This is a genomic window from Roseovarius sp. PS-C2, assembly GCF_018862045.1.
GTDB lineage: Bacteria > Pseudomonadota > Alphaproteobacteria > Rhodobacterales > Rhodobacteraceae > Roseovarius.
In genome coordinates this window covers 378,499-396,885 of sequence record NZ_JAHKSQ010000002.1, presented here as the reverse complement: position 1 = coordinate 396,885, position 18,387 = coordinate 378,499, and the positions used below count along the sequence as shown (strand labels likewise).

The window sequence follows — 18,387 nt, the reverse complement described above, 5'->3', positions numbered from 1 at the left end:
GGGCCGGGGCCGACCTACCCTTTCGAAGTAAATTCCAGAATGTAAAGGTCAGACATGTCCGATAAAACATACCCCCCTTCTGCCGAGTTCGCCGCCAAGGCCCATGTCGACGCAGCCCGCTATGACGAAATGTATGCCGCCTCGGTCAACGATCCCGATGGTTTCTGGTCCGAGCATGGCAAGCGGATCGACTGGATCAAGCCGTTCAGCAAGGTGAAGAACGTCAATTTCGACTTCGGCAATGTCGCGATCAAATGGTTCGAGGACGGCACCCTGAACGTGGCCGCCAACTGCACCGACCGGCACCTGGCCACTCGCGGCGATCAGACGGCTATCATCTGGGAACCGGATGAACCCGGCGACGAGGCCCAGCACATCACCTACCGCCAGTTGCACGAAAACGTCTGCAAGATGGCCAACGTGTTCAAGAATCTCGGGGTCGGCAAGGGCGACCGCGTGGTGATCTACCTGCCGATGATCCCCGAAGCCGCCTACGCCATGCTGGCCTGTGCGCGGATCGGTGCGATCCATTCGATTGTCTTTGCCGGCTTCTCGCCCGACGCGCTCGGTGCACGGATCAACGGATGCGACGCTAAGCTGGTGATCACCGCCGACACCGCCCCGCGCGGCGGGCGCAAGACCAAGCTCAAGGACAACGTCAACCAGGCGCTGCTGCATGACGTGGACGATGTGAAATGCCTTGTGGTCAAACGCACCGGCGATCAGATCGCCTGGCGCTCGGAAGGCGATTACTGGCTGCACGAAGAAATCGAGAAGGTCGATGCCGACTGCCCGCCCGAAGAGATGAGCGCCGAAGACCCGCTCTTCATCCTCTACACCTCGGGGTCCACCGGCCAGCCCAAGGGTGTCGTTCACACCTCGGGCGGTTATCTGGTCTGGGCGTCGATGACGCATCAGTACACCTTCGACTACCATGATGGCGATATCTTCTGGTGTACCGCTGACGTGGGCTGGGTCACCGGCCACAGCTATATCGTTTACGGTCCGCTGGCCAACGGCGCGACAACGATCATGTTCGAAGGCGTCCCCACCTACCCCGATGCGGGCCGGTTCTGGGCCGTCTGTGAAAAGCACAAGGTCAACCAGTTCTACACCGCCCCCACCGCCATCCGCGCGTTGATGGGGCAAGGAAACGACTTTGTCGAAAAATACGATCTCAGCGACCTCAAGGTGCTGGGCACCGTGGGCGAGCCGATCAACCCCGAGGCCTGGAACTGGTACAACGAAGTGGTCGGCAACGGGAAACGTCCCATCGTCGACACCTGGTGGCAGACCGAAACCGGCGGCCACCTGATCACACCGCTGCCCGGCGCGACCGCAGCCAAGCCCGGCTCGGCCACGGTCCCGTTTTTCGGGGTCGAACCCGTGGTTCTGGAAACCGAATCCGGCAAGGAAATCGACAGCACCGAAGCCGAAGGCGTTTTGTGCCTCAAGGACAGCTGGCCGGGACAGATGCGCACCGTTTGGGGCGATCACGACCGGTTCGAAGCGACCTATTTCCAGCAATACAAGGGCTACTACTTCTCCGGTGACGGCTGTCGCCGCGATGCCGACGGCTATTACTGGATCACTGGCCGTGTCGATGACGTGATCAACGTTTCCGGCCACCGCATGGGCACAGCCGAGGTGGAATCGGCGCTCGTCGCGCACTCCAAGGTGGCCGAGGCCGCCGTTGTCGGTTACCCGCACGACATCAAGGGTCAGGGCATTTATGCCTATGTCACCCTGATGACCGGCGAAGAACCCAGCGATGAACTGCGCAAGGAACTGGAAACCTGGGTTCGTTCGGAAATCGGCCCGATCGCCAAGCCCGACCTGATCCAGTGGGCGCCCGGCCTGCCCAAGACACGTTCGGGCAAGATCATGCGCCGCATCCTGCGCAAGATCGCCGAAAACGATTTCGGCAGTCTTGGCGACACGTCTACGCTGGCCGATCCCGGCGTGGTGGACGAATTGATCGAAAATCGCATGAACCGCTGAAACCGGCCAAAACCCCGTAAATTAACCCGCAAGGTCATCGCCTTGCGGGTTTTTTCGTATTTGTCGCTAGCTGGCGAGAAACCTGTCGCTATACGGCTATGGTAGTCGGATCAGGTGCCGGCAAATCCGGCACCCGAACCTCGAACAACCGGATAGCCCCATGTCGTTGCTGGCCCCTGACAGCCCCAGCATGCCGTCCCGTGCATGGCACGGAATTCTGTGTGTGGAACTCGGTATGCTTTTCTTCGTCGCGCAGGACGCGATGATGAAGGAAATGTTGAACAGTTACTCGATCTGGATGCTGATCTTCGTGCGCGCCCTTGTATCGGTGTGCATCCTGACGCCACTCGTTGTCCTTCTGGGCACACCGCATCGCCTTCTGACACCGCTCTGGCCGCTCCATCTGGCGCGTGCCGCATTGTTCACCATCGGCTTTTCGATGTTCTATGCCGCCTTCCCCTTCATGGGGCTGGCCGAGGTGACGACGATCTTCTTCTCGGCTCCGCTGATCACGGCGATCATGGCGGCGCTCTGGCTCAGGGAAACCATCGGACCGCACAGGATAGGGGCGCTCGCCGTGGGGTTTACCGGTATCCTGATCGCGATGAACCCTGCCGGGGACAATTTCTCGTGGATCGCGATCCTGCCGCTCAGTTGTGCCGTCTCCTATGCCGCGTCACAGATCATTGCGCGCAAGATCGGCAACCGCGAAAGCACGCTGACGGTCGGGCTTCATACCCTGGCCTTCTCGGGCCTGATGATCATGCCGATGGGCTGGGCATTCAACCGGATCATCACCCTGGGCCCCGGCTTTGAGCACCTCGACTGGTCGCTGCCATTCGCCCCGCTGGCGGACTGGCCTGCGCTGGCGCTGCTGAGGTTTCTGGGGATGGGCGGCTACCTGTTCCTGTCCCGGGCCTATCAGGTGGCAAATGCCAGTCTCGTTGCCCCTTTCGACTACAGCTACCTGCCCTTCGCCGCCCTGCTGGCCTATGCCCTGTGGAGCGAGGTGCCGCCTGCGAACACAGTTCTGGGTATGGCGCTCATCGTCGGAAGCGGGCTCTATCTGGGGTATCGCGAACTGCAAACACATCGGACTGAGCAAGATCCCGCCATCGTGGGCGAAGGTGTCTTCACCCCCGGCAGCCCCCTGCCCCAACAGGTGCCCGGCAGCGAAGACGATTGGTGGCCGCCACGCGATGACAGGCATTCGACCGGCTGAGACCACATTGTCCGGCACCGCAAGGATGCAAGACCGCGTGTCTCGTGATACGGTGCCCCTGCATTGATCGAAATGCGACAGACAAGGAGGCCTCTGCCATGCGCAAAACTCTTACCACAACAGTTCTCGCCGCCAGCCTGGCGCTCGCCGGCTGCGTGAACGAAGAACAGGAACGCCAGGTAACCGGCGCCGTGATCGGCGGTGGCCTTGGCCTGATCACGGCCAAGGCGCTTGGCGCGGATAACGACTGGGTGGTTGTATCGACACTTGCCGGGGCTGCCGCCGGTGCGCTTGTGGCACGCAATCAGCAAACCGGCCAGTGTGCCTATGCGCGCGGCGATGGCACCTATTACCGGGCGCGCTGCCCCTGATCCGCATCACACAACGGCAGGCGGCGCGACATGCGCCGCCCGTCAGCCGCGCCCGCGATACGGCGCAACCCCCTGATCGGGAATCCAGACGCCTTCGGGCATCGGCCCGGTCTGATAGAACACGTCGATCGGAATACCGCCACGGGGATACCAATACCCCCCGATCCGCAGCCATTGCGGCTCCAGAAACTCGGCCAGGCGGCGCGCGATGCTCACGGTGCAGTCCTCGTGAAACGCACCGTGATTGCGAAAGCTTCCCAGAAACAGCTTGAGCGACTTGCTTTCCACCAACCATTCGCCGGGCACATAATCAATCACCAGATGCGCGAAATCCGGCTGCCCCGTCATCGGACATAACGAGGTGAACTCGGGCGCGACGAACCGCACGTTATAGGCCACATCGGCCTGCGGATTCCGCACCCGTTCCAGCATCGCCTCTTCGGGGCTTTGCGGCATATCGGTCGCGCCGCCCAACTGCTTGAGGCCCTCATAGATATTTTCGCTCATTTGCGTTCTCCGTCATACGCCACGCTTGTTGCCCCACAGCATGACATGCAGCTGTGGCAACACGCGCGCCTGATACCATCCGTCCTGCACCACACGATCCACCAGCCAGCGCATGCGCTCGTCCACGCCCTCCTGATCCACTGTGGCGCTGTCGTCTTCGGGTGGGGGCGGCGTGTGGTTGCCCGGTTGCAAGAACAGCGGCAACTGCGGATAGCGCGCAGCCACGTCGCGCGCCCATGCATAATCGGTATCGTCGAAGATCACGATCTTCATCACCATATCCGCGCCCTGCCCGGCCTGCAGGCAGGCGTCGAACACCGGCCAATCCACCTGCATCCCGCTGGAGGGCGGCTTGGGGCTCAACACCAGCATGTCGAGATTGGAAAACCAGTCCCGCGCGACCGATCCCTGCGTTTCCAGAGCAAACCCATAGCCCTGCGCATGGCCCAGCCGGATAACCTCTCCCAAGGGCTGAATGGCCGGGTTTCCCCCCGACAGGGACACCAGCAAGGGCTTCCCACCGGACAGACGCGCCACCTCGGCCATGATTTCCTGCGCGGTCATCGGGGTCCATGTGCCCCGGTATTCGGCATCCACCGCATGCAGGCTGTCGCACCACTCGCAACGATAATCGCAGCCACCAGTCCGAACGAACACCGTCGGCACCCCGATCAGCGCGCCCTCGCCCTGAATGGTCGGCCCGAATATTTCGGACACCCGGATGGTGGGCTCACCGCTCATGGCCGGTATTCCGCCCATGTCTTGGGCGTTTCGCTGACCTTGATCGCCGACACCTCGGGCCAGCGCGCCAGGCACCAGTCGTAGAAATGCTTTGCCATCCGCTCGGCCGTGACCCCGTCATCCCCCAGAACGTCGTTCAGGTGCCGGTGGTCCAGCTTTTCGTCGATATACCGTTTCAATTCGGCCAGATCGAGGTAATCGCGCACGAATCCGTGCGCGTTCAGCTCTTCGGCGCGCAGTTCGACCACCACGATGTAGTTATGCCCGTGCAGCCGGGCGCATTGATGCTCGTCCGGCAATCCGAACAACTGATGCGACGCCGAGAAATGGAATTCCTTGGTGATCGTATACATCACGCCACTCCCGTCGCGCTGCGCCAGAAATCCGGGTCGGCATAGTCGGTGGGGTCGTCCACACCCGCCAGATGGAACGCCTCGCGCCGTTCCACGCAGGTGCCGCAACGCCCGCAATGCACATCGCCCCCCTTGTAGCACGACCATGTATCGCCAAACGGCGTGCCATGCCGCGCGCCCTCGGTCACGATACCGGCCTTCGGGATGTTGACGAACGGGGTATAGAGATCAACCTCGGCCACACCGTCCAGCGCCTTGTTTTCCATCGCCTGAAACGCGTCGATGAAATCCGGGCGGCAATCGGGATAGATGAAGTGATCACCCCCATGCACCGCGGCGGCCACCGCATCGGCCCCCTGCGCGGCGGCCATGCCGAATCCCACGGCCAGCATGATCGCATTCCGGTTGGGCACCACTGTCACCTTCATCGTATCCTCTGCATAATGCCCGTCCGGCACATCCACATCATCGGTCAGCGCCGACCCCGACAGCGCCGCGCCGACGCTGCGCAAGTCGATCACGTGATGCGGCACGTCCAGCCGCCTCGCACAGGCCGCGGCGAACTCCAATTCCTTTGAATGGCGCTGGCCATAATCGAACGACAGCAAACCGGTCAGTTCGCGCTCGGCGGCGACCTTGTGGGCAAGCGATACCGAATCCAACCCGCCAGAGCAGATAACGATGGTCTTCATATGTCTTGTCCTTGTTTTGAGCGGGTAGGCTGCGACCGCATGCGTCGCATCTATGCGTTTCGCGGCCTAATGACAAGAACGCGCCCTTGGATCAACCCGTCAGACGGGGCATAACGAACACATGCAGATCACCGACCTTGCCTTTGACTATGCCCCTGTCGGGCTGGTCGTTCTGGAAAACCGCATCATCCGGCGGTGCAACCGGCAATTCGCGGCAACCTTCGGCGGCGAGGTCGCAGAATTCAGCGACGTTCCCCTCGCGCGTTACTATCCCTCGATCGAGGATTACAGCCGCATCGGGGCACGGGCGCTGGACGCCATGCGCGACACCGGGCGCTATACCGACGAGCGGATCATGAAACGCGGCGATGGCACCCTGTTCTGGTGCCGCGCCCGCGGCCAGTCGCTGACACCCGACGATCCGTTTCAACGCGGCATCTGGTCTTTCACCGATCTCTCGGACGAACGCCCGCTGGTCGAACTGACCCACCGCGAGCGCGAAGTGGCCATCCTGACCTGCCGTGGCCTGACCTCCAAGGAAATCGGGCTGGAACTGGGACTCAGCTATCGCACGATCGAGGTTTACCGCGCCCGCCTGCTGGAAAAATTCCAGGCCCGCAAACTGGCCGAACTGGTCGCGAAATTGTCGGGTATGCCGCTCTAGACTTGACCTCGGGTTCGCTTTCAGGCTTTTCCCCCTCGAAATTGCGGGTCATTTCCCCCATGTTACCGTGCAACTGCCCGCTTTTCTAAGGTCAACGCTTGCCCTATAAGCGGCGAAAACCACTCAAACGCGATGGCAAACCATCGCCAGCGGTCGAGGAACCCGATGCCGAACAAAACCCATGAAACGGATGTGGCCTTTATCAAGGCGCTGGCCGAACTGCTGAACGACAACGACCTGACCGAACTTCAGGTCAAGCGCGACTACGGTGAAAACGACAGCCTGAATGTACGTGTCAGCCGCCGGAAAGACGTCATCACACAAGTACAGGCCGCGCCGGCACCGGGCCCCGCGCCCGTAGCGGCCCCTGCACAGACAGCCGAAACTCCGGCGGCTCCGGCCCCCGAAGCCAACGAAGACCCCGCCAGCCATCCCGGCGCGGTGATCTCGCCCATGGTCGGCACCGTCTACATGCAGGCCGAACCGGGTGCGCCGTCCTTCGTCAGCGTCGGCGATACAGTTTCCGAGGGCGACACCCTGCTGATCGTCGAAGCCATGAAAACCATGAACCACATCCCCGCGCCCCGTGCCGGTACCGTCAAACGCATCCTTGTCGAGGATGGCGCGGCGGTCGAATACGGCGCCCCCCTGATGATCATCGAGTAAGGGCGCGCGCATGTTCGACAAGATCCTCATTGCCAACCGTGGCGAAATCGCCCTGCGCGTGATCCGCGCGGCGCGCGAAATGGGCATTCAGACCGTCGCGGTGCATTCCACCGCCGATGCCGACGCCATGCATGTGCGCATGGCCGATGAATCGGTCTGCATCGGCCCGCCGCCGGGCACCGACAGCTACCTGTCGATCCCGGCCATCATCGCCGCCTGCGAAGTCACCGGCGCACAGGCGATCCACCCCGGCTATGGTTTCCTGTCCGAGAACGCCAATTTCGTGCAGATCGTCGAGGATCACGACCTGACCTTCATCGGCCCGACGGCGGAACACATCCGCATCATGGGCGACAAGATCACCGCCAAGGACACGATGAAGAAGCTGGGCGTGCCCTGCGTACCGGGCTCTGACGGCGGTGTTGCCACGCTGGACGAGGCGAAGAAACTGGGCGAGGAAATCGGCTATCCCGTCATCATCAAGGCCACCGCCGGCGGTGGCGGGCGCGGGATGAAGGTGGCCAACTCGGCTGCCGAAATGGAACACGCCTTCATGACCGCCCGCTCCGAAGGCAAGGCGGCTTTCGGCAATGACGAAGTCTATATCGAAAAATACCTGCAAAAGCCCCGCCATATCGAGATTCAGGTTTTTGGCGACGGCAAGGGCCGCGCTGTCCATCTGGGCGAGCGCGACTGCTCGCTTCAGCGCCGCCACCAGAAAGTGTTCGAAGAGGCCCCCGGCCCCTGCATCACCGAAGAAGAGCGTGCGCGCATCGGCAAGACCTGTGCCGAGGCCGTGGCCGCCATCGACTATACCGGCGCGGGCACCATCGAATTTCTCTATGAAGACGGAGAGTTCTACTTCATCGAAATGAACACTCGCCTTCAGGTCGAACATCCGGTGACCGAGGCAATTTTCGGCGTCGATCTGGTGCAGGAACAGATCCGCGTGGCCGAAGGGCATCCGATGTCCTTTACCCAGGACGATCTGCAAATCAACGGCCATGCCATCGAGGTGCGCATCAACGCCGAGAAACTGCCCGATTTCGCCCCCCGTCCCGGCACGATCACGCAATTCCATGCCCCCGGCGGCCTGGGCGTGCGGATGGATTCAGCGCTTTATGACGGCTATACGATCCCGCCCTACTACGACTCGCTGATTGGCAAGCTGATCGTGCATGGCAAGGATCGTCACGCCGCGCTGACCCGCCTCAACCGGGCCTTGGGCGAATTGATCGTGGACGGGGTGGAAACCACCGTACCGCTGTTTCACGCCCTGCTGCAGGAACCGGATATTCAGGCAGGCAACTACTCGATCCATTGGCTGGAAAAATGGCTGGCCGCGAATCTGGAACAGTCGGGCTGAGGCCTTACCTCTGGGTCGGCTCCCTGCGCGGCATCAGTGTAAAACTGCCCCGGCGCATCGGGCCGGACTGGTAATAATCCGATAACCCCAGACGCGCATCGTCGCTCAACTGGGTCCAGTCGATCCAGTCCAGTTCAAACCCCGTGTCCCGCGCGGCCATCTCGATGGCACCACGACTGGGGATCAACCGCGTCGCCGCGGCCCCATGAGTCGGGCGGCGTGGTTTTTCCAGTGCCATTATCGGTTCTTCCGAAACGGCAAACAATCCGTCCCCCACCACCAGCCTGGGCTTCAACGCCGCGGACACGCTGAACCAGTCATGAAGCGGAAAGGGCCCTTCCAGCACATCGAATGCCGCGATCACGTCATACCGGCGGCCTGCCCTGGCTTCTTCCCGCATTTCCCTGATCGGAGCCGCATTGCGCAGGTCGATCCGTTCCCGCATCCCCACATCGGGAAGCCGTACAAACCGTTCGACCAACTCGCTGCTGGGTTCCACGCCCACGACCTGCAAGGCCCCTGCCGCGGCAAAACTGTAACACCATCGACCATCCTCGGCCCCCAGCAACAAGACCGAGGAATCGGCTATGACATGCCTGAATGCATCGACCAGCATCGCGTGACGCGCCTGAACCCTGTTGGCCATCATGTTGATATCGTTTTCGAAAAACCCTGCCGGTGTGTAATCGTGAATCGTCATGCCTCTGGCCCTTTCCTGCAACGGCCTTGCAGCTTTAGCAGAACAGAGGCTACTGAAGATTTAATCACTGCCGCCACTCCACGGAAATCTGTTTAGAATTTGCATGACCGCCACCTCATCCGCCATCACGCCGCATCTTCTGCTCCAGGGCTACGCCGCCGGCGTGTTTCCCATGGCCGAGCATCGCGACGACCCGGAAATGTTCTGGGTCGATCCGCGTCGCCGGGGCATCCTGCCGCTCGATGGCTTCCATATCTCGCGCTCGCTTGCGCGGCGCATGCGGCGCGGGGGGTATACGGTTTCACTCAACAGGGATTTCACCGCGGTTCTGGACGGCTGCGCCGACCGGCACGACACCTGGATCAGCGCCGAAATCCGCCGCCTATATCTGGAATTGCACGCGTTGGGCCACGCTCATTCCCTGGAAATCACCTGCGGCGGCATTCTGGCGGGCGGGGTCTATGGCGTCACGCTCGGCGGGGCCTTCTTCGGGGAAAGCATGTTTTCCCGCCAGACCGATGGTTCGAAACTGGCGCTGGCGCATCTGACGGATCATTTGCGCCGCTGTGGATTCGTTCTGTTCGACACACAGTTCATAACATCGCATCTTTCCACCTTGGGCGCGGTGGAAATCAGCCGTGCCGCCTATCACGACCGTCTGTCAAAGGCCTTGCCACTCAGCGTGTCGATCACCGACCGTCCGCTGGACAGCGATCCTCACTCGGTCTTGCAGCGCAGCACCCAGACATCGTAGCGCGGGTGCTCCATCGCGCTCAGCGCCGGGGACGAGGCGATCATCCATCCTTCGAACACGGGCGTGTCCGCCCCATCATCGCGAATACTCAGAAACGCATAGGCGTCCCCCGCCGCATCCCCGGCCGGATACCGGCACTCGCGCAAAGTGACCTGCAATTTCCCGAGTTCGGCACTTTCACCCGTGGCCAGCTGCATGTCGATGGCGGTGCCGTTCAGCTTGTCGAGCCCACGCAAGACCGCGCCGGTCCCGAGGGCAACCTCCTGCGCACCGGCGATCTGCGGCACCATCAGCGCCAATGCCAATGCCGCGCCCCGCAAGATCATTCCGCAGTGCCTTCATCATCGCCCGCGACGAATTTCATCAGCAGCGACACAAGGCTGACCGAACCCTGAGTAAATTCGATCTCGTCGCCCGGAGCAAAGGCAAAGGGCGACCCACCGGGCAGAATCTCCACGTAATTGCCGCCCAGCAACCCTTCGGAACTGATGGCCACGGCACTGTCATCGGGAACGTCGATCCCTTCGGTTACGGTAAAAACGGCCCGCGCACGATACGTCGCCGGGTCCAGTTCTATATCGGTCACGCGTCCCACCTTGACGCCGGCCATGCGCACATCGGTGCCCACATCCACGCCATCGGCGCTGCGGAAACTGGCGCTCAGAGGGTATTCAGTGCTGCCACCGGAGAAACCGGTCACCTGCCCTGCGTAAACCAGAAACCCAATGGCGGCGGCCAGAACGGCCCCGCCAACAATTACTTCGGTCGTACTTTCAGACATGCGTCTTGCGCCCTTATTCGGGGGTCCAGGCCTCGTAGTCGCGGCGCTCGACAGGCTGCGAACGGCGGATCGATCCGGCCGGAGCATAGGCCAGCGCAGTGCCGGTCAGGTTCTCTTCGTGCGGTTTTTCCCAGGGCTTGTGCGCCAGAGGCTTGTCCGCAGGCATTTCGTCGAACGTATGATGCAGCCAGCCATGCCAGTCGGGGCTCACGCGGCTTGCTTCGGCTTCACCATTGTAAATCACCCAACGCCGATCGCCCTTGCGGGACTTGTAGAAAACGTTGCCCTGCTCATCTTCGCCCACCTTCACGCCCTTGCGCCATGTGTAGAACTGGGTATTGAGCGTCTGCCCGTTCCACCAGGTGACCGCGCGAAGAAGAGTGTTGAGAATGCCCATGGGGAACCTCCGGAAATAGCTCATTCCGATATGGCGCAAATGGTCTCAAAGGTCCAGTGCCGGTTTGCCAGCAATTCCCTGTTGTTCCCGTGAAAGAGGCCTGAAACGAAAAGGGCCCGCCCCCAAGGCGAGCCCTTTCATCCTGTCACGATCAATGCTCAGCCCGCGCTGGCGCCTTCCTTTTTCTGGTCGGCATAAATGATCAGCGGAGCAGCCTCCGAAGTAACGGCCTCTTCGTTGACCACCACTTCCTCCACGCCTTCCAGTCCGGGCAGTTCGAACATCGTGTTCAAAAGGATATCTTCAAGGATCGAGCGCAAACCACGCGCGCCCGTCTTGCGGGCGATGGCGCGCTTGGCAATGGCCTTCAGCGCATCGTCGGTAAAGGTCAGCTGCGCGTCTTCGAGCTCGAACAGACGCTGGTACTGCTTGACCAGCGCATTCTTGGGCTCGGTCAGGATGGTGACAAGCGCATCCTCGTCCAGATCCTCCAGCGTGGCGATCACCGGCAAGCGGCCCACGAATTCGGGAATCAGGCCGAATTTCAGCAAATCCTCGGGCTCCAGGTCCTGGAAGATTTCACCGACGTTCCGCGCATCCTCGTCACGCACATCCGCGCCAAAGCCCATCGCACTGCCCTTGCCGCGCTGCGCGATGATCCGGTCCAGCCCGGCAAAGGCGCCACCGCAGATGAACAGGATATTGGTGGTATCCACCTGCAGGAACTCCTGCTGCGGATGCTTGCGCCCGCCCTGTGGCGGTACGGCGGCAACGGTGCCTTCCATCAGCTTCAGCAACGCCTGCTGCACGCCTTCGCCCGACACGTCGCGCGTGATCGAGGGGTTTTCGGACTTGCGCGTGATCTTGTCGACCTCGTCGATATAGACGATGCCGCGCTGCGCGCGCTCCACGTTGTATTCGCTCGATTGCAAAAGTTTGAGAATGATGTTTTCCACATCCTCGCCCACATAACCCGCTTCGGTCAGCGTCGTGGCGTCGGCCATGGTGAAGGGCACATCCAGAATGCGGGCCAGCGTCTGCGCCAGCAAGGTCTTGCCGCACCCTGTCGGACCGATCAGCAGGATGTTGGACTTCTGCAACTCGATGTCGCTCTTGCCCGAATGGTTCAGGCGCTTGTAGTGGTTGTGAACCGCCACGGACAGAACCCGTTTGGCCCTGGCCTGCCCGATCACGTAATCGTCCAGCACCTGGCAGATTTCCTGCGGCGTCGGCACGCCTTCGCTGGATTTCAGCCCGGCGTTCTTGGTTTCCTCGCGGATGATGTCCATGCACAACTCGACGCATTCGTCGCAAATGAACACCGTGGGGCCCGCGATCAGCTTGCGCACCTCGTGCTGGCTCTTGCCGCAAAAGCTGCAATAAAGCGTGTTCTTGCTGTCGCTGCCATTGTTGTTCGACATTCCGTACCTTTCGGGCGGTGCCCAGCAGTTGATCGGCCTCGTCAGACCGGTCGTATCGTCTCTATCTGGCCAGCTTAAGACAGGTGATAGGTCACCACAATGTCAAAATCACCGGCGCGACCGGGGCCGCACCGGGCCGGTCCGTCACTTCTTGTCGTCATCCGACTTGGCGCGATTCTCGACGATTTCATCGATCAGGCCCCAGTCCCTGGCGTCTTCGGGGGACATGAAATTGTCGCGCTCCAGCGCCTCTTCGACCTTCTTCAGGGTCTGGCCGGTATGCCTGACGTAAATCTCGTTCAAACGCCGCTTGAGCTTCAGCGTCTCTTCGGCGTGAATCATGATGTCCGTCGCCTGGCCCTGATATCCGCCCGACGGCTGGTGAACCATGATTCGGCTGTTGGGCAAAGAGAACCGCATGCCTTTTTCCCCCGCCGTCAGCAGCAGCGACCCCATCGAGGCCGCCTGCCCGATCACCAGCGTGCTGACCTTGGGCTTGATGTATTGCATCGTGTCATAGATCGACAGCCCGCTGGTGACCACGCCACCGGGACTGTTGATATACATGCTGATTTCCTTGCTGGGATTTTCCGCCTCGAGATGCAGAAGCTGCGCCACGATCAGGCTCGACATGCCGTCATGCACCGGGCCGTTCACGAAAATGATCCGCTCCTTCAACAGGCGCGAAAAGATGTCATAGGCCCGCTCGCCCCGGCTGGTTTGTTCGACCACCATGGGAACAAGGGTATTCATGTAGGTTTCATATGGGTCTGTCATGTTCGCCTGCCTGTGAGAATGTTTCGATCTTTACCGCCTAGGTGCTAACGGAGTCTTAGTCTTGCGCTCCCCCCCCTGCAAGGGGCAGTCCCCAAGGATTTATACCCGACAATCGCGATGCTTCAGCGCCCGTCATAGCCCTTTTTCTGCGCCTGGTAGAGCCGCGCATAGAGCCCGTCGCGCGCAAGCAACTCTTCGTGACGCCCGTCTTCCACCAGCGCCCCGGCCTCCAGCACGAAAATCCGGTCGGCCTCGGAAATCGAGGACAGCCGGTGTGCCACGACAATCGTCGTCTTGCCCTTGGTCAGACGATCCAGTGCCGATTTGATCCGCTCTTCGGTGGCCTGATCCAGCGCGCTTGTGGCCTCGTCCAGCAGCAGGATCGGCGCATCGCGCAGGAACGCCCGCGCAATCGCGATCCGCTGCTTCTGCCCGCCCGACAACTGCGCGCCCTTCGGGCCGACCGCCGCGCCGCCACGCGCACGGATCAGATCGGCGATCTCGGCGGCTTCGGCGGCGCGCCACACCTCTTCCTCGCTCGCCTCGGGTTTGACGTAGCGGATGTTTTCCCAGATCGAATTGTTGAAGATCACGATATCCTGCGCCACGACCGAGAAACTTTCGCGCAGCGCCTTCACCTTCAGATCGCGGATCGGCTTGCCCCCGATGGTGATCTGCCCGCCCTGCACGTCGTATAGCCGCGACAACAGGGACAGGATCGTCGTCTTGCCCGATCCCGTGGCCCCCACGATGGCCGACATCTTGCCACCCTCGAACGTCATATCCAGCCCGCGGAACAAGGGCTGATCGGGACTGTAGGAAAACCGGATGTTTTTCAGCTCGATGTCGCCTGCCGTATCGAACTCGGACACTGCACCGGGCGCGTCATGGATCGTGGGTGTCTCGTCATAGATGCTGCGGATACGGTCGAGGATCACCAGTTGCGATTGCAGCTGGCCAAAGAACTGCGCCAGCAACCGCGCGGGATCGAACACCATCACCATCCCCAGCAGGAACGTGATGATCCCGGCGCCGTCGACATCGAATTGCGGGCTCAGCACCATATAGCCGCCGCCGCCGATCACCAGAACATACACAAAGGCCGAACTCAGGTCGATCGACGGCATCACCAGCGCCTGCGTCCTTTGCAATCTGGCGCTGAGATCGCGCAATTGGCGTGTCCCGGCCTTCAGGCGGCCCGATTCCATCTCTTCCTGGCTGGCGATCTTGACCGTGCGCATCCCGTTCACGGTTTCTTCGATGCCGTTCATGTAATCGCCACGGGCCTGTTCGGCCTGACCCTGCGTGTCCTTAACGCGATCCGAGACATAGTTCATCACCCAGATGATGAACGGCAAAACCACGACAGCCGTGCCGAACAGGATCGGGTTTTTCCAGATCAGATAGCCTGAGACGATAACAACCGTCACCAGGTCGCGCACCGCGTTGGCCAGTTGAATTCCGACAAAACTCCCGATGGCCTGCGTCTGCCCCACCAGACGCTGCAGGATCTGTCCCGAGCGTGTCCGCTCGAAATAGGCCAGGTCCAACGACATCAGATGGTCGATCATATCGCTGCGCATATCGTGAACCGCGGCATTGCTGACACGGATCGCCACGATGGGCACCAGAAACGACATCAGACCGCGCAGGGCAAACAGCCCGAACACGACGACGCAGACAACCACGAGATCGCTCACCGCACCTGACTCGAAGATCACCCGCAGCCCGTTCTCGGTCATCGACAGGAACTGCTGATACACCAAGCCCTGAACAAGGATCATCAACAGGATCACGACAAGCCACTTCACCCGGTGCCGAAGATACCGGGACCAGAACCAGCGCAGGTTGACCCGGTCGGTTTTGGAAAACAGCGGCCCGCGCTTGCGCGGCTCTGCACTCACAGCCTCGGCTTGCTCTGCGTCGGCATCGGTATCGGCAGACTGCATCGCCTGCCCCTTTGCCTCGGCCTCCTCGTCGCGCGTCGTCTGCTCGGTCTGGTCGCTCATGCGCTTCACGCGCTCCTGTACTGCTTACCCGCGCCGCTATACGATCTTTGCACTCAAACGTCAGCCCCCGGTTTGCCTCGGGGGGCCAATTCCACGGACGATCCCAAAGACCCTGCGAAACCAGCACCTCCGCCGTGCGCCCTGTTAACATCTGCCCGGACCGGCACAAATACCGACGCGATACCGACGTGATACGGATGCAATACCGATCGCGATTTATCCTGTTAACCAAGGGGTTTCAGGGTGAGTCGCGCCAAAGGTTAACGAAACACCCCCGGCACCGGGCCGGGGGTGTGATCTCATCGAACGCCCGACAGGCTCAGCCGAACATGTCTTCGGTGATCCCGGCATACCATCCCACCGATTCCTCGTAGGTCGCCTTGCGCAGCGCCGCGTCCTCGCCGGTCTGGCTGATGAAACCGTCCACCTTGGCGATCTTTTCCTCCGTCGCCTCGTAGGACGCCCCCACCTTGACCCCGTCATCGGTGTCGATCAGGCTCCAGCAAGTGTTTGAAAACTTGGCAGGAAACACTTTGGAAGCGGTCAGAGCCCCACGCACGGCCATCGCCGCGACCTTGGCCTGGCTGTTGGCCGAATAGCCCGATTTCGGCATGTCGCCCTGACTGGTCGCATCCCCCAGAACGTGGATGTTCTCATCCATCCGGCTTTGCATCGTGGCTGGCACCACCGGGGCCCAGTTCCCCTCGGTGATCCCCGCCATGTCACAGATACGGCCCGCCTTTTGCGCCGGTATCACATTGCAAACATTGACGTTTTCCACGCTCCCGTCGATATCCAGGGTCATCTCATCAGGGTTCACACTGACATTGCCACCCCCGAAATCCGGCCCGATCCGTTCGACCATGCCGCCATAATGCTTCTGCCAGCCCTCCTCGAACAACGCCTGTTTGGAAAACTTCTCCTTGGGATCGGCAATCAGGATCTTGGCGGTCGGATTGATCTGCTTCAACAGATGCGCCACCATGCTGATCCGCTCATACGGCCCTGGCGGACAGCGGTACGGGTTGGGCGGGGCGATCATGGCATAAAGCCCGCCCTCGGGCATGGATTCGATCTGCGCTTTCAGCAACTCGGTCTGGCTGCCGGCCTTGTAGGCATGGGGCATCTTGTTCTGCGCGGTCACGCTCCAGCCCGGCACGGCCCCCTCGACAAATTCAATGCCCGGACTCAGGATCAAACGATCATAAGGCAGCACCGCGCCCCCCGCCAATGTCACGGTTTTCGCCTCGCGGTCGATCCCCACTGCCCAGTCATGCACCACGTTGACGCCATACTCGCTAGCCAATGTGCCGTAGCTATGGCCGATACTGCTCAACTCGCGGAAACCGCCTATGTAGAGGTTCGAGAAAAAGCAGGTGTAATAGGCGCGCGTGGGCTCGACCAGCGTAACGTCAATCGCACCATCGCTGTCCTTGGCGATGTAGCGCGCGGCAGTCGCACCGCCCGCACCGCCGCCCACGACCACCACGCGCGGCTTGCTCTGCGCCCCCAGCATCGGGGCAGACAGCATCGCCGCCGCCGCAGCGCCCGTCCCGATAAAGGCTCGTCTGTTCAGAGTCATTTCCGTTTCCTCCCGTGATAAACAACCAATCGTTCCAGTTTATTCTATGTCCCGAAAATACGCCGCCAGCGCCGCGATCTCTTCGTCGCTCAGACGCCCCGCCATCATCTGCATCACCGGGTGTGGCCTGATCTTGCGCTTGTAGGCATGCATCGCCATCACGAAATCCTCTTGCGGCCAGTTGGTGATCGACGGGATACCATCATCGTTGCCATCCGCCTGGTGGCAGGTCTTGCACTCACTGGACAGGTACTCGCCATATTCCGCGTCTCCTACCAATGCCAAGATATCTTCGGGCAACTCCACCTCGGCGGGGATCGCCGTTGGATCGGCTTCAGGAATGTTGCTTGGATTGTCCGAGTAAATCCGCAGATAGGCCAGCACATCGGCCCGGTCTTGCGGCTCTTCCAACCCGTCGAAATTCATTCGCGTGTCGCTGACCAACAACTTGGGATGGGTCAGGTAGGCATCGAGTTTGTCCAGATGCCACACCAACCCGTCCGCCCCGGCACGCTTCAAGCCTTCGGAATACCGAAACCCTTCGGCGACCGACCCCGCATTGCGCCCGAAGAGTCCGTTCAGATGCGGGCCAATGCCGTTCTCGGCCCCCCGGCCCACCTCATGACACCCCGCACACAGTTCAAATATCTCCTTGCCACGCTCCGCGTTGCCGATCTCGTCGGCCAGGGCCGGTGCCGCCAAAGCCACACTCACCACCAAAAACCGCACCACATTACCATACATCCGGATCAATCCCCTGTTTTTCCAGCGCTTCGAACTTGTCCTGTAAATACCGCTGGAACGGTTGTTGCCTGTATTCACCGGTTTCAACGTATTCCAGCGATGAAAGGTAATGGAACGGCTTCAGATAGCCGGGCAAGCGAAAGCTCTCGGCGTCTCGGGCGCTCTGCGCGCCGACAGATTCAGCCGCGAACAAAAGGGTGGTCGGCGTATAGTTGACCCCCCATTTCTGCGCCAGATCGCGTTCTTCCAGCACCTCGCCGTCAAAATCCATGACTTCGCGTGATCCCCACAGGTTCAGCTGGATGACATCGAAATTGGACTTGATGTACTCGGTGATCTCGGGGCGGGTGAAATTGACCTGATGCAATTCCCGGCAATAGGGACAGCCTTTTTGCTCGAACAGGATCATCAGATGCCTGTCCCGGTCTGCCGCATGGGCCAGATCGTCTCCGAGTTCCAGAAAACTGTCCAGGAACCACGGCTGCTTGTGCAACCCGTCGTCACCCAGTTCCGCGGCAACAGCCCATTTTCCGGCCACGGCAGTGGCGGCCAGCGTTGCCATTAAAATACGGCGTGTCAGCATGGCATCTCCTCCTCCCAAAGGATACCCTGACAGTCTACGCCAGAAGGTCGCTCCGG

21 protein-coding genes are annotated in these 18,387 nt (G+C 61.0%); 7 read left to right on the top strand and 14 right to left on the bottom strand.

The window, feature by feature from the left end; all coding sequences use genetic code 11:
• Positions 1 to 54: 54 nt before the first annotated feature.
• The 3 genes from acs to KPG71_RS05335 all read left to right on the top strand — a co-directional run bounded on the left by acs (position 55) and on the right by KPG71_RS05335 (position 3,594).
• Positions 55 to 2,001, top strand: a complete 1,947-nt coding sequence (gene acs, locus KPG71_RS05345) for an acetate--CoA ligase (RefSeq protein ID WP_216337077.1) — start codon at positions 55 to 57, stop codon at positions 1,999 to 2,001.
• 160 nt (positions 2,002 to 2,161) lie between these two features.
• Positions 2,162 to 3,223, top strand: a complete 1,062-nt coding sequence (locus KPG71_RS05340) for a DMT family transporter (protein ID WP_216337076.1) — start codon at positions 2,162 to 2,164, stop codon at positions 3,221 to 3,223.
• Between the two features lie 98 nt (positions 3,224 to 3,321).
• Complete coding sequence (locus KPG71_RS05335) at positions 3,322 to 3,594, top strand: glycine zipper 2TM domain-containing protein (RefSeq protein ID WP_216337075.1); 273 nt, start codon at positions 3,322 to 3,324, stop codon at positions 3,592 to 3,594.
• A 42-nt stretch (positions 3,595 to 3,636) separates the two neighbouring features.
• Here the strand turns inward: KPG71_RS05335 and queF are convergent, their stop codons facing one another.
• From queF to queC, 4 genes are read right to left on the bottom strand one after another with little or no spacing between them, the layout of a single operon-like run.
• Positions 3,637 to 4,101: a preQ(1) synthase gene (gene queF / locus KPG71_RS05330; RefSeq protein ID WP_216337074.1), complete on the bottom strand. Its 465-nt coding sequence runs from the start codon at positions 4,099 to 4,101 to the stop codon at positions 3,637 to 3,639.
• Positions 4,102 to 4,113: 12 nt separating this feature from the next.
• Positions 4,114 to 4,842, bottom strand: a complete 729-nt coding sequence (gene queE / locus KPG71_RS05325; protein ID WP_253196105.1) for a 7-carboxy-7-deazaguanine synthase QueE — start codon at positions 4,840 to 4,842, stop codon at positions 4,114 to 4,116.
• Positions 4,839 to 5,195 carry a 6-carboxytetrahydropterin synthase QueD gene (gene queD, locus KPG71_RS05320; RefSeq protein WP_216337072.1) on the bottom strand — a complete coding sequence of 119 codons (357 nt, stop codon included), beginning with the start codon at positions 5,193 to 5,195 and terminating at the stop codon, positions 4,839 to 4,841. Before queD ends, queE begins: the two co-directional genes overlap by 4 nt.
• On the bottom strand, positions 5,195 to 5,887 hold the full coding sequence (gene queC / locus KPG71_RS05315) for a 7-cyano-7-deazaguanine synthase QueC (protein WP_216337071.1): 693 nt from the start codon (positions 5,885 to 5,887) through the stop codon (positions 5,195 to 5,197). Before queC ends, queD begins: the two co-directional genes overlap by 1 nt.
• Positions 5,888 to 6,014: 127 nt before the next feature.
• Here queC and KPG71_RS05310 point away from each other — a divergent pair, with 127 nt between their 5' ends.
• The 3 genes from KPG71_RS05310 to accC all read left to right on the top strand — a co-directional run bounded on the left by KPG71_RS05310 (position 6,015) and on the right by accC (position 8,583).
• A complete protein-coding gene (locus KPG71_RS05310) occupies positions 6,015 to 6,551 on the top strand; it encodes a helix-turn-helix transcriptional regulator (protein WP_216337217.1) in 537 nt (178 codons plus the stop codon).
• Positions 6,552 to 6,716: 165 nt separating this feature from the next.
• Positions 6,717 to 7,217: an acetyl-CoA carboxylase biotin carboxyl carrier protein gene (accB, locus tag KPG71_RS05305; protein WP_216337070.1), complete on the top strand. Its 501-nt coding sequence runs from the start codon at positions 6,717 to 6,719 to the stop codon at positions 7,215 to 7,217.
• A gap of 10 nt (positions 7,218 to 7,227) precedes the next feature.
• Complete coding sequence (accC, locus tag KPG71_RS05300) at positions 7,228 to 8,583, top strand: acetyl-CoA carboxylase biotin carboxylase subunit (RefSeq protein WP_216337069.1); 1,356 nt, start codon at positions 7,228 to 7,230, stop codon at positions 8,581 to 8,583.
• Positions 8,584 to 8,587: 4 nt separating this feature from the next.
• Here the strand turns inward: accC and KPG71_RS05295 are convergent, their stop codons facing one another.
• The gene (locus KPG71_RS05295; protein WP_216337068.1) at positions 8,588 to 9,283 is read right to left on the bottom strand and encodes a bifunctional 2-polyprenyl-6-hydroxyphenol methylase/3-demethylubiquinol 3-O-methyltransferase UbiG; all 696 of its coding nucleotides are present in this window, start codon (positions 9,281 to 9,283) and stop codon (positions 8,588 to 8,590) included.
• Between the two features lie 103 nt (positions 9,284 to 9,386).
• Here KPG71_RS05295 and aat point away from each other — a divergent pair, with 103 nt between their 5' ends.
• Positions 9,387 to 10,037, top strand: coding sequence for a leucyl/phenylalanyl-tRNA--protein transferase (gene aat / locus KPG71_RS05290; protein ID WP_216337067.1), 651 nt, complete (start codon positions 9,387 to 9,389; stop codon positions 10,035 to 10,037).
• Here aat and KPG71_RS05285 read toward each other — a convergent pair.
• The 9 genes from KPG71_RS05285 to KPG71_RS05245 all read right to left on the bottom strand — a co-directional run bounded on the left by KPG71_RS05285 (position 10,001) and on the right by KPG71_RS05245 (position 18,331).
• Positions 10,001 to 10,363 (bottom strand): DUF2155 domain-containing protein, encoded by a 363-nt coding sequence (locus KPG71_RS05285; protein WP_216337066.1) that lies wholly within the window; start codon positions 10,361 to 10,363, stop codon positions 10,001 to 10,003. The two genes, aat and KPG71_RS05285, sit on opposite strands and share 37 nt — an antisense overlap.
• A complete protein-coding gene (gene mlaD / locus KPG71_RS05280; RefSeq protein ID WP_216337065.1) occupies positions 10,360 to 10,818 on the bottom strand; it encodes an outer membrane lipid asymmetry maintenance protein MlaD in 459 nt (152 codons plus the stop codon). Before mlaD ends, KPG71_RS05285 begins: the two co-directional genes overlap by 4 nt.
• 13 nt (positions 10,819 to 10,831) lie before the next feature.
• A complete protein-coding gene (locus KPG71_RS05275; RefSeq protein WP_073034878.1) occupies positions 10,832 to 11,215 on the bottom strand; it encodes an NADH:ubiquinone oxidoreductase subunit NDUFA12 in 384 nt (127 codons plus the stop codon).
• A gap of 158 nt (positions 11,216 to 11,373) precedes the next feature.
• On the bottom strand, positions 11,374 to 12,636 hold the full coding sequence (clpX, locus tag KPG71_RS05270; protein ID WP_216337064.1) for an ATP-dependent Clp protease ATP-binding subunit ClpX: 1,263 nt from the start codon (positions 12,634 to 12,636) through the stop codon (positions 11,374 to 11,376).
• A 144-nt stretch (positions 12,637 to 12,780) separates the two neighbouring features.
• A complete protein-coding gene (locus KPG71_RS05265; RefSeq protein ID WP_216337063.1) occupies positions 12,781 to 13,413 on the bottom strand; it encodes an ATP-dependent Clp protease proteolytic subunit in 633 nt (210 codons plus the stop codon).
• 122 nt (positions 13,414 to 13,535) lie between these two features.
• Positions 13,536 to 15,422, bottom strand: coding sequence for an ABC transporter ATP-binding protein (locus KPG71_RS05260; protein ID WP_253196103.1), 1,887 nt, complete (start codon positions 15,420 to 15,422; stop codon positions 13,536 to 13,538).
• A gap of 319 nt (positions 15,423 to 15,741) precedes the next feature.
• Complete coding sequence (locus KPG71_RS05255; protein WP_216337062.1) at positions 15,742 to 17,004, bottom strand: NAD(P)/FAD-dependent oxidoreductase; 1,263 nt, start codon at positions 17,002 to 17,004, stop codon at positions 15,742 to 15,744.
• A gap of 39 nt (positions 17,005 to 17,043) precedes the next feature.
• Complete coding sequence (locus KPG71_RS05250; protein WP_216337215.1) at positions 17,044 to 17,748, bottom strand: c-type cytochrome; 705 nt, start codon at positions 17,746 to 17,748, stop codon at positions 17,044 to 17,046.
• On the bottom strand, positions 17,738 to 18,331 hold the full coding sequence (locus KPG71_RS05245; protein WP_216337061.1) for a thioredoxin family protein: 594 nt from the start codon (positions 18,329 to 18,331) through the stop codon (positions 17,738 to 17,740). The genes KPG71_RS05250 and KPG71_RS05245 overlap by 11 nt, the downstream gene beginning before the upstream one ends.
• Positions 18,332 to 18,387: the final 56 nt, after the last annotated feature.

Excerpts from the sequence above, each read along its gene's own strand:
- acs (WP_216337077.1), top strand. The coding sequence starts at position 55 with ATGTCCGATAAAACATACCCCCCTTCTGCCGAGTTCGCCGCCAAGGCC.
- KPG71_RS05340 (WP_216337076.1), top strand. The coding sequence starts at position 2,162 with ATGTCGTTGCTGGCCCCTGACAGCCCCAGCATGCCGTCCCGTGCATGG.
- KPG71_RS05335 (WP_216337075.1), top strand. The coding sequence starts at position 3,322 with ATGCGCAAAACTCTTACCACAACAGTTCTCGCCGCCAGCCTGGCGCTC.
- queF (WP_216337074.1), bottom strand. The coding sequence starts at position 4,101 with ATGAGCGAAAATATCTATGAGGGCCTCAAGCAGTTGGGCGGCGCGACC.
- queE (WP_253196105.1), bottom strand. The coding sequence starts at position 4,842 with ATGAGCGGTGAGCCCACCATCCGGGTGTCCGAAATATTCGGGCCGACC.
- queD (WP_216337072.1), bottom strand. The coding sequence starts at position 5,195 with ATGTATACGATCACCAAGGAATTCCATTTCTCGGCGTCGCATCAGTTG.
- queC (WP_216337071.1), bottom strand. The coding sequence starts at position 5,887 with ATGAAGACCATCGTTATCTGCTCTGGCGGGTTGGATTCGGTATCGCTT.
- accB (WP_216337070.1), top strand. The coding sequence starts at position 6,717 with ATGCCGAACAAAACCCATGAAACGGATGTGGCCTTTATCAAGGCGCTG.
- accC (WP_216337069.1), top strand. The coding sequence starts at position 7,228 with ATGTTCGACAAGATCCTCATTGCCAACCGTGGCGAAATCGCCCTGCGC.
- KPG71_RS05295 (WP_216337068.1), bottom strand. The coding sequence starts at position 9,283 with ATGACGATTCACGATTACACACCGGCAGGGTTTTTCGAAAACGATATC.
- aat (WP_216337067.1), top strand. The coding sequence starts at position 9,387 with ATGACCGCCACCTCATCCGCCATCACGCCGCATCTTCTGCTCCAGGGC.
- KPG71_RS05285 (WP_216337066.1), bottom strand. The coding sequence starts at position 10,363 with ATGATCTTGCGGGGCGCGGCATTGGCATTGGCGCTGATGGTGCCGCAG.
- mlaD (WP_216337065.1), bottom strand. The coding sequence starts at position 10,818 with ATGTCTGAAAGTACGACCGAAGTAATTGTTGGCGGGGCCGTTCTGGCC.
- KPG71_RS05275 (WP_073034878.1), bottom strand. The coding sequence starts at position 11,215 with ATGGGCATTCTCAACACTCTTCTTCGCGCGGTCACCTGGTGGAACGGG.
- clpX (WP_216337064.1), bottom strand. The coding sequence starts at position 12,636 with ATGTCGAACAACAATGGCAGCGACAGCAAGAACACGCTTTATTGCAGC.
- KPG71_RS05265 (WP_216337063.1), bottom strand. The coding sequence starts at position 13,413 with ATGACAGACCCATATGAAACCTACATGAATACCCTTGTTCCCATGGTG.
- KPG71_RS05260 (WP_253196103.1), bottom strand. The coding sequence starts at position 15,422 with ATGAGCGACCAGACCGAGCAGACGACGCGCGACGAGGAGGCCGAGGCA.
- KPG71_RS05255 (WP_216337062.1), bottom strand. The coding sequence starts at position 17,004 with ATGACTCTGAACAGACGAGCCTTTATCGGGACGGGCGCTGCGGCGGCG.
- KPG71_RS05250 (WP_216337215.1), bottom strand. The coding sequence starts at position 17,748 with ATGTATGGTAATGTGGTGCGGTTTTTGGTGGTGAGTGTGGCTTTGGCG.
- KPG71_RS05245 (WP_216337061.1), bottom strand. The coding sequence starts at position 18,331 with ATGCTGACACGCCGTATTTTAATGGCAACGCTGGCCGCCACTGCCGTG.